The organism is Acinetobacter sp. UBA3132 (genome assembly GCF_002364825.1).
Taxonomy (GTDB): domain Bacteria; phylum Pseudomonadota; class Gammaproteobacteria; order Pseudomonadales; family Moraxellaceae; genus Acinetobacter; species Acinetobacter schindleri.
Genome location: NZ_DEZM01000203.1, coordinates 2,506 through 4,107, shown reverse-complemented (window position 1 = coordinate 4,107; position 1,602 = coordinate 2,506). Strand labels below are relative to the sequence as shown.

General features: G+C 46.6%; 1 protein-coding gene. It reads right to left on the bottom strand.

Going from position 1 to position 1,602, the window contains the following annotated elements; translation table 11 throughout:
* The coding region (locus B4033_RS11315; RefSeq protein WP_286834092.1) for an efflux RND transporter permease subunit at nt 1-1,602 on the bottom strand (1,602 nt) is incomplete at both ends.

Sequence of the window (1,602 nt, the reverse complement as noted above, 5' to 3'; positions counted from 1 at the left end):
ACAATCAGAATGGCGTTCTTACAGGACAAACCAATCGTGGTCAGTAAGGCTATCTGGAAATAGATATCATTTGGAAAGCCTGCGAAATAACTGAAAATGATATTCCCACCAATACCCAGCGGAATTGCTGACATTACCGCAGTTGGAATACTCCAGCTTTCATAGAGTGCAGCCAGACACAGGAAGATAAAGCCAATCGAAATCGCATACAGCCAGATGGCCTGATTGCTGGATTGTTTTTCTTCGAAAGACAATCCACTCCAGGTCACATCAATACCTTTTTGATCGGCCACTAATGCTTCTACATCCCGCATTGCTTCACCGGTACTGGTATCTTTGGTGACATCCGCTTCCATCTGCAAAGCGGTATAACCCATAAAACGATTTACCACTTCCGGACCACCGCTCCAGTCTACCGTCGCAAAATTACTGAACGGTACCATCTGATTCTGGTCATTGCGCACATGCCACATCGCCAGATCTTCAGGTTTGGAACGGAATTCTGCATCACCCTGCATCATTACCCGTTTAATCCGGCCTCGGTCGATGAAGTCATTGACATAGTTACCCCCCCAGGCAGCAGAAAGTGTACTGTTGATTGCGGATTGGGTCAGACCATTGGCCATGGCCTGTTTCTGGTCAATATTAACCTTTAATTCAGCCTTCTCCGGATTGGAGCGCTTACCCAGATTTTCAAACGTTGAATATTGTTTGGTTTTTTCTTCCAGTTCTTTAAATTGCTGTTCCAGATATTGACGGCCATTTCCCTCTATATCCCGGATCCAGAATTCCAGTCCATCGGTTTGTCCCAGACCGCTGACTGAAGCTGGCATATTGATATTGACCTGTGCATCCTTAAAACCACGGAAATGTTTTAAGGCACGTTCACGAATAGCTTGCGCAGTATTTTCCTCGCCAGGACGATCATCCCAGTGTTTCAGTGCCACAAAACCGGTTGCCAGGTTCTGACCGGTACCCGAGAAGTTACGGCCATAACGCATCATCACCAGATTGATATTGTCTTTTTCCTGTTCCAGGAAATATTCACGAATCTTTTCTCCGGTGGCCACCGTATTCTTTAGCGGCGCACCTTCTTGCAGGCGCACCTGAATGCTAAGCGTTCCCTGATCTTCACTTGGCAGGAAGCTGGTTGGCAAAGCCTTATAGAACAGACCAAATACAGCAACCAAACCGGCAAATAAAATTAAACAGATGGTCTTATGTTGTAGGGTGACATTAGAAAGTTTCAGATAACGCTGCTTAACACTTTCCAGTTTATGGTTAAACCATTGCGCCCAACGTGCCGGATTCGGATTTGGTTTGAGAATCAGCGCACACAGGGCTGGTGTCAGAATCAGGGCCACCATCAGTGACAATGACATGGCAGCAACCAGCGTAATGGAAAACTGACGATAAATAACCCCGGTAGAACCACCAAAGAACGCCATGGGAATAAATACTGCCGTCAATACCAAAGTAATACCGACCAGAGCCCCACTGATTTCCTGCATGGATTCCAGTGCTGCTTCCTTGGCGGTCAACTGCTTCTCATGCATCAGACGTTCAACGTTTTCCACCACAACAATGGCATCATCCACCAGC